The sequence below is a fragment of the Streptomyces sp. NPDC004561 genome, assembly GCF_053602155.1.
In genome coordinates, this window is the sequence record NZ_JBSGDB010000450.1 from 1 (window position 1) to 7,087 (window position 7,087).

The 7,087-nt window shown below is 73.6% G+C and carries 8 protein-coding genes; 7 read left to right on the top strand and 1 reads right to left on the bottom strand.

Annotated features, from left to right (window positions below; all coding sequences use genetic code 11):
* The first annotated feature begins 224 nt into the window (after positions 1-224).
* On the top strand, positions 225-761 hold the full coding sequence (locus tag ACWEN3_RS37370) for a GNAT family N-acetyltransferase (protein ID WP_452980475.1): 537 nt from the start codon (positions 225-227) through the stop codon (positions 759-761).
* A gap of 232 nt (positions 762-993) precedes the next feature.
* Here the strand turns inward: ACWEN3_RS37370 and ACWEN3_RS37375 are convergent, their stop codons facing one another.
* Positions 994-1,638: a class I SAM-dependent methyltransferase gene (locus ACWEN3_RS37375; protein WP_452980457.1), complete on the bottom strand. Its 645-nt coding sequence runs from the start codon at positions 1,636-1,638 to the stop codon at positions 994-996.
* Positions 1,639-1,760: 122 nt separating this feature from the next.
* Between ACWEN3_RS37375 and ACWEN3_RS37380 the strand changes: the two genes are divergently transcribed.
* The 6 genes from ACWEN3_RS37380 to ACWEN3_RS37405 all read left to right on the top strand — a co-directional run bounded on the left by ACWEN3_RS37380 (position 1,761) and on the right by ACWEN3_RS37405 (position 6,725).
* Positions 1,761-2,213, top strand: coding sequence for a flavodoxin family protein (locus ACWEN3_RS37380; RefSeq protein ID WP_452980459.1), 453 nt, complete (start codon positions 1,761-1,763; stop codon positions 2,211-2,213).
* 134 nt (positions 2,214-2,347) lie between these two features.
* A complete protein-coding gene (locus ACWEN3_RS37385; RefSeq protein ID WP_452980461.1) occupies positions 2,348-2,761 on the top strand; it encodes a BlaI/MecI/CopY family transcriptional regulator in 414 nt (137 codons plus the stop codon).
* 218 nt (positions 2,762-2,979) lie between these two features.
* Positions 2,980-3,918, top strand: coding sequence for an ATP-binding cassette domain-containing protein (locus ACWEN3_RS37390; RefSeq protein ID WP_452980464.1), 939 nt, complete (start codon positions 2,980-2,982; stop codon positions 3,916-3,918).
* Complete coding sequence (locus tag ACWEN3_RS37395; RefSeq protein ID WP_452980467.1) at positions 3,915-4,760, top strand: ABC transporter permease; 846 nt, start codon at positions 3,915-3,917, stop codon at positions 4,758-4,760. The genes ACWEN3_RS37390 and ACWEN3_RS37395 overlap by 4 nt, the downstream gene beginning before the upstream one ends.
* A 28-nt stretch (positions 4,761-4,788) precedes the next feature.
* Positions 4,789-6,066, top strand: a complete 1,278-nt coding sequence (locus tag ACWEN3_RS37400) for a sensor histidine kinase (protein ID WP_452980470.1) — start codon at positions 4,789-4,791, stop codon at positions 6,064-6,066.
* Complete coding sequence (locus ACWEN3_RS37405) at positions 6,063-6,725, top strand: response regulator (RefSeq protein ID WP_452980473.1); 663 nt, start codon at positions 6,063-6,065, stop codon at positions 6,723-6,725. The genes ACWEN3_RS37400 and ACWEN3_RS37405 overlap by 4 nt, the downstream gene beginning before the upstream one ends.
* Positions 6,726-7,087 lie beyond the last annotated feature (362 nt).

A 7,087-nucleotide genomic window follows, 5' to 3' on the forward strand; every position in this document is an offset into this window, starting at 1 on the left:
CACCGCCGTAGTGGTCGCCAACGGTATGGAGAGCGAACCGGCCAGCCGCAAGGACGAAGTTGTGTTTCTTGTTCAGTCCCGTGATTCCCGCCATGTGGATCACTCTGGCCGTCAGTTACTCGGCAGGCCAAGCGACTTGAGGAACTCCAGAGGTCTCCCGCGGGCGGCGCTCCGGACGGAAATCGGCAGGCGGACTCGTAGGCATGGCGCGTACCGTCGCGTCCATGCCCGAGCTGCAGCCGCTGCGTCCGGACCATGCCCCCGCGCTCCTCGCCTTCGAGCGGGAGAACCGCGCCTACTTCGCGGCGTCCATCCCGGATCGGGGCGAGGAGTACTTCGCCCGGTTCGACGAGCGGCACCGTGCCCTGCTGGCCGAACAGGCGGCCGGGGTCTGCCGCTTCCATGTGCTGGTGGGCGACGGGGGCGAGGTGCTGGGGCGGGTCAACCTCATGGACCTGGCGGACGGCGGCGCCGAGCTCGGGTACCGGATCGCACAGCGCGCCGCGGGCCGGGGGCTGGCCACCTCGGCGGTGCTGGAGATGTGCGGACTCGCCGCGGGATCGTACGGGCTGACCGTGCTGAGGGCCGCCACCACCCTCGACAACGCGGCGTCCCGGGCCGTGCTGGCGCGTACGGGGTTCACCGTCACCGGCGAGACACGGCTCTCCGGCCGCCCCGGCCTGACGTATGTGCGAAGCCTCGAGGACTACTCCGTGCCGCGGGGCGAAGGCGGTCGACGCCCGGGACCGGCGCAGCACTGACCCGCACTCGGTGCGGGACCTGTGCGCCGGCCCACGACCCGCGGTCGGGCCGCGCCCTGCTCAACCACTCCGCACCCTGGTCAACCACTTCGCACCGTGGTCAACCACTTCGCACCCTGCTCAACCACTTCGCGCCGCTGCTCACCGACCAAGGCGCCGCCGTCGACCGGCTCGCCGACCGGTTCTCCGACCGGCCCCCTGCCGACGCCTGCCAGGGCAGCCCCGACCGGGATCACTCCGGCGCGCGCCGGCAGTGCAGGAAGAGGTGTGGCTCGGACATGGCGCCGGGGTGGTCCGGAGCGAACACGGCCCGCTCCTCGGCCAGCACCGTCAGGCCCGCCGCGGCCGCCAGCTCGGTGAACCCTTCGGGGGCGAAGCTCGTCACCCGCACCGGCTGCCCCATGAAGACCGCCTCGACGCCCTCCACGTCGAGGGGCACGGTGGCCAGTGCCACGAGCCCGCCGGGCCGTACCGCCCGCGCAAGCCGGCCGACGACGGCGGACTGCTCGGCCCGGGTCATCTGGAGCAGCGAGAAGTAGGCGCAGGCCGCGTCGAACTCGGCCTCCTCCAGGGGGAGTTCGCGAATGTCGGCCAGCCGGAACTCGGCGCCGGGCACCTGCCGGGCGGCCAGCCGGACCATGACGGGGGAGACGTCGACACCGAGCACCCGGTGACCCGCCTCGGCGAGGGTCGCCGCGGTCGGCCGTCCGGTCCCGCTGCCCACGTCCAGCACCCGGCTGCCCGGCTCCAGCCGGCCCAGCAGCCACCGCAGCGACGCCCGGTGCGCCTCGGAGGAGGCGAACGCCTTCTCGTAGTCCAGACCCAGCGCATCGAACACCACGGCCGCCGGTACCCGGCGCTCGTCCTCGGCCACCACGGGGCTCCTCCCGTTGTTTTCCACCGCCGCCCGGCATCGTCGCACCCCCGGCGGCCGCCCACAACGGCGGCGGCCAGGGGCCCGTTTGCGCACCGCGGCCCGCGCACGGCAGGGTTCGGGGTGTGCCCACCCTGCTGATCGTCCACCACACCCCGTCGCCCAACTGCCAGGCCCTGTTCGAAGCCGTCGTCTCCGGTGCCACGACGCCCGAGATCGAGGGCGTCCGGGTCGTCCGGCGGGCGGCCCTGTCGGCCACCGCCGCCGACGTCCTGGAAGCCGACGGCTATCTCCTCGGCACCCCCGCGAACCTCGGCTACGTCTCCGGCGCACTCAAACACTTCTTCGACCAGATCTACTACCCCTGCCTCGACGAGACCCGCGGCCGCCCCTTCGGCTACTACGTCCACGGCGGCAACGACGTCACCGGCGCCGTCCGCGCGATCGAGTCCATCACCACCGGCCTGGGGTGGCGCCGTGCGGCCGACCCGGTCACGGTCACCGGTGAACCGGGCAAGGCCGACACGGAGGCGTGCTGGGAACTCGGGGCGACCCTCGCCGCCGGACTGTCGGCCTGACCGAGGCGGCCACCGGCATCCAGGGTGAAGTCTGGTGAAAAAGTCGTATTCGTACGAAAAGCAGCAAGTCATCTCGTACGAGTTGTAGTAGCAAGCGGGTAGGGTGGTGCGCCGAGCAGGAAGGGCGGTGCGCGGTGCGCGACCCGAGGAGTGACACGGCCGGGGAGGCGTCCGGCAGAAGGGCGCGCGGCGAGCTGGAGAACGGAGTGCTGGCCGTACTGTGGGCCGCCGACCGTCCGCTGACGGCCCGGCACGTCCTGGCCCGGCTGCCCGGCGAGCTGGCCTGCACCACCGTGCTGACCATCCTCTCGCGCCTCCACGACAAGGGCATGCTCGTCCGGCACCGCGAGGGCCGCGGCTACGTCTACGCGGCCGCCCGGGACCAGGCGTCCGACACCGCCGCCCGGATGCGCACCCTGCTGGACCGCGGCCCGGACCGGGAGGCGGTGCTCAGCCGGTTCGTCTCCGACCTGTCCACCCAGGACGAGCGGCTGCTCCAGCGGCTCCTGGCGGGGACCGACGGGGAGCACCCCGACGCAGCGCCGTGACCCCAGTGACCGCCGCCGCCCGGGCCGCGGCACCCGCCCGCCGCCGCCCCTGACCGGCGCCCTCACCCACCGGCACCGCGGGCCGGCGTAGTACCGCGGTACCACCCGACCGGCCCCGTTCAGCCCCCGGTACCACGGGTCCGGACGGCCACGGACCCTAGCGTTGCGGGTGAGGCGTCAAGCGTGACGGACGCCGGAGCCCGAGAGAGAGAACGCGAATGATCGAAGCACAACGACTGACCAAGAGGTACGGCGAGAAGACCGCGGTCGACGGACTGGACTTCGTTGTGAAGCCCGGCTCGGTGACCGGCTTCCTCGGCCCGAACGGCGCCGGCAAGTCCACCACCATGCGCATGATCGTCGGCCTCGACGCCCCCACGAGCGGCTCCGTCACGGTGAACGGCAGTCACTACGCCCGCCACCGCGCCCCGCTCCAGGAGGTGGGCGCCCTGCTGGAGGCGAAGTCCATCCACCCGGGCCGCTCGGCCTACAACCACCTCAAGGCGCTCGCGCTGACCCACGGCATCCCGCGCCGCCGGGTCGACGAGGTGATCGACCTCGCCGGTCTCGGCAGCGTGGCCAAGAAGCGGGCCGGAGCCTTCTCCCTCGGCATGGGACAGCGGCTCGGCATCGCGGCGGCCCTGCTCGGCGATCCGCAGACGGTGATGCTGGACGAGCCCGTCAACGGACTCGACCCCGAGGGCGTGCTCTGGATCCGTAACCTGCTGACCTCGCTCGCGGCCGAGGGCCGGACCGTGTTCGTCTCCTCGCACCTGATGAGCGAGGTCGCCCTGGTGGCCGACCACCTGATCGTCGTGGGCCGCGGTCGGCTGCTCGCCGACACGACCGTACGGGACCTGGTGCGCGAGGCCGGCGGCGACACCGTGAAGGTCGCCACGCAGGACCCCGCACGGCTGCGTGAGGTGCTGGCCGGGCCCGGCGTGGAGATCACCGGCCGCATAGGCTCGGAGGAGCTGCAGGTGACCGGGGTGACCGCCCGCGAGATCGGCCTGAAGGCGGCCGAGCACGGGATCCCCCTGTTCGAGCTGACCTCGAAGGCGGTGTCGCTGGAGGCGGCCTTCATGGAACTGACCAAGGACGCCGTCGAGTACCACGGCTCCACGACCGGCACCGACCTCTCCGGGAGCGCCGCATGAGCACCCTCACCACCGCCACCCCCGCCGAGGCGCCCACGAGCGCTCCCGCCCGCCCCGCCTACCGGGTGACCGGACGGCGCGTGCTCTCGTCGGAGTGGGCCAAGCTCTGGTCGCTGCGCTCCACCTGGATCACCCTCGGCCTCGGGCTGCTCTTCCTCGTCGCCTTCGGCGTCATCGCCGCGAGCCACTACAAGTCCAACATCGGCTCGCCCCGCATGGACCGGGACTTCGCCCACTCCACGGCCGTGAGCCTGTCCCTCTTCGGCACCAACTTCGCCCAGCTGGCCCTCGGCGTCCTCGGCGTGCTGGTCATGGCGGGGGAGTACTCCACCGGGATGATCCGCTCGACCCTCGCGGCCGTGCCGCGCCGGCTGCCCGTGCTGTGGTCCAAGGCGACGGTCTACGGGCTGGTGGCACTCGTCGTCGGCACCGTCGGCGCGTTCGTCGCCTTCCTCATCGGCAGCCAGATCGTCTCCGGCACCCCCGCCGCCCTGAGCCTCGGTGACGCGGGGGTCGTCCGCAGCCTGCTGGGCGCCGGGCTCTACCTCGGCCTGGTCGGCGTGATCGGCACCGCCCTCGGCGCGCTGCTGCGCTCGGTGGCCGGCGGCATCTCGGTGCTCGTCGCCAGCCTGATGCTCGTCCCCGGACTGATCTCGCTCCTGCCCAGCTCCTGGCAGAACGACATCAGCCCGTACCTGCCGAGCCACGCGGGCGAGTCGGTGTTCGCCCTCACGCACGACTCCACCACCCTGTCGCCGGGCGCCGGACTGCTCGTCTTCCTCGGCTGGACCGCGCTCGCGCTGGCCGGAGCGGCGTACCGGCTGCGGCGCAGCGACGTCTGATCCACCCGCACCCCGCGGCGGAGACTCCATGACCACCGAAGACCTCAGCGGAATGGGGCCGCTGGTCGCCCGGCTCGGCCGGGCCGGCCAGCGGCTGCGGCAGGCCGACAGCGCCCACCCGTGGGTGCTGGACACCGCTGTGGTGGTCGTGGTCTTCCTGATGTTCTGCCTGCCGGACCTGCTGCACAGGGGCGCTGGCGACGGCGACGGACCGCGCCGGTTCCGGCTCGCGGTCACCCATCTGCCGCTCGCGGGCACGCTCGCCCTGCAGGCGGGCCTGGTGCTCCCGCTGCTGTGGCGACGGCGGCGGCCCGCGGTGGCCTTCGCCGGCGTCGCGGCCGTGTTCGTCGTCCAGTGGTCCCTCGGCGCCGCACTGCGCGCCGACGTCGCCCTCTTCATCGCCCTGTACAGCCTGGCCCTGCACGGCCGGCTGCGGCAGCTGCCGTGGGCCTGCGCGGTGATGACGGGCGCACTGACCCTGGTCGCCGTGCGGGTGTCGGGCGCCGTGTCCGTCTGGGACGCCCTGTTCTTCCTGCTGAGCACGGCGACCGCGGCCCTCGCGCTCGGCCTGATGATCCGGATCCGCCGCGCCCAGCTGGCCGGGCTGCGGGACCGGGCGGCGCGGCTGGAGGTCGAACGCGACCAGCGCAGCCGGCTGGCCGCCGCGACGGAACGGGCCCGGGTCGCCCGGGAGATGCACGACATCGTCGGCCACAACCTGTCCGTCATCATCACCCTCGCCGACGCCGGCGCCTACGCCACCGGCGCCGCCCCGGAACGCGGCAAGGAGGCGCTCCAGCTCATCGGCGACACCGGCCGCCAGGCGCTCGGCGAACTCCGGCGCGTACTCGGCGTGCTGCGCGAGGCCGACGGCACGCGCGAGGAGGCCGAACTCAGCCCGCAGCCCGGCCTCGCGGACATCGACGCGCTGTGCGAGGGCGTGCGCGCCGCCGGTCTCGACGTCGTCTACCGCACCGCCGGGGACGTCGAGGGCCTCGACGGCGGGGTACAGCTGACGGTCTACCGGATCGTGCAGGAGGCCATGACGAACACGCTGAAGCACGCGGGCGCCGGCACCCGGGTGAACCTGGCCATCGACGTCGAGGACACCCGGATCGGCATCCAGGTCCGCGACACCGGCCCCGCGGCCCCGACGGGGCCGCCGAACGAGGAAGGACACGGCCTGGTGGGCATGCGGGAGAGAGCCGCGCTCTACGGCGGGAACGTCAGCGCGGGCCCCGCCCCGGGCGGCGGCTGGACGGTGGCCGCCACCCTCGACCTCACCCCCGAGGACGGTGCCCGGTGACCACGGTGCTCGTCGTCGACGACCAGCCGCTCCAGCGGTACGGCTTCCGGATGCTGCTCGACTCCGTGCCCGAGACGGAGGTCGTCGGCGAGGCCGCGCACGGCGCCGAGGCCGTGCGCAGGACCGCCGAACTGCGCCCCGACGTCGTCCTGATGGACATCCGCATGCCCGGGATGGACGGCATCGAGGCCACCCGCCGCATCGTCGCCGCCGGCGACCGCTCCCGCGTCCTCGTGCTCACCACCTTCGACCTCGACGAGTACGTCCACGCGGCCCTGCGCGCCGGAGCCAGCGGCTTCCTGCTGAAGGACGCCCGCCCCGAGGAACTCCTGGCCGGCATCCGCGCCGTCGCCGGCGGGGACGCGGTCATCGCGCCCGCCCTCACCCGCCGCCTCCTGGACGAGTACGCCCGCTACGGGCCCGCCTCCGGCGGCGCCGACGACCCCCGGCTCAAGGCCCTGACCGAGCGCGAGCGGGAGATCCTCGTCGCCATCGGCAGGGGCTGGACCAACGGCGAGATCGCCGCCCGCTTCGTGCTGTCCGAGTCCACGGTCAAGACCCACGTCGGCCGCGTCCTGGCCAAGATCGGCGCCCGCGACCGCGTCCAGGCGGTGATCTTCGCCTACGACCTCGGACTCGCCCGGCCCAACGCCGGCTGAGGACGCGGCCGCGACTCGCCGGAGCGGGCGCACCCGTGGCGCGCGCTCCGCCGAACGGGGGACAGCGTGGGGGCCGTCTGCGACGCGTACGCGCATGCCATCGGCCACCCGGAGTCCGGCCCCGGTCCGGTCGGGAGGGCCGCCCGGCCCCCGTGGGCGTCCGCCGCGTGCACGGACGGACGGAGGTGCGGGGCCCGAGGCCCTGCCCGACGATGGACTCGGGCCGTGTCCCGCCGGGCGCGGCCGCAGCAGGTCGTACGTCGTCGAGTCAGGACCTGCGCGCTGTCGTCCGGCCCGGACCGCTTCTTCGGCAGCGTCACCTGCACATACGCCAGGCGATTGGCCGTGGTGAACCGCCACGT

Coding starts and splice junctions, on each gene's coding strand:
- ACWEN3_RS37370 (WP_452980475.1), top strand. CDS start 225: ATGCCCGAGCTGCAGCCGCTGCGTCCGGACCATGCCCCCGCGCTCCTC.
- ACWEN3_RS37390 (WP_452980464.1), top strand. CDS start 2,980: ATGATCGAAGCACAACGACTGACCAAGAGGTACGGCGAGAAGACCGCG.
- ACWEN3_RS37395 (WP_452980467.1), top strand. CDS start 3,915: ATGAGCACCCTCACCACCGCCACCCCCGCCGAGGCGCCCACGAGCGCT.
- ACWEN3_RS37400 (WP_452980470.1), top strand. CDS start 4,789: ATGACCACCGAAGACCTCAGCGGAATGGGGCCGCTGGTCGCCCGGCTC.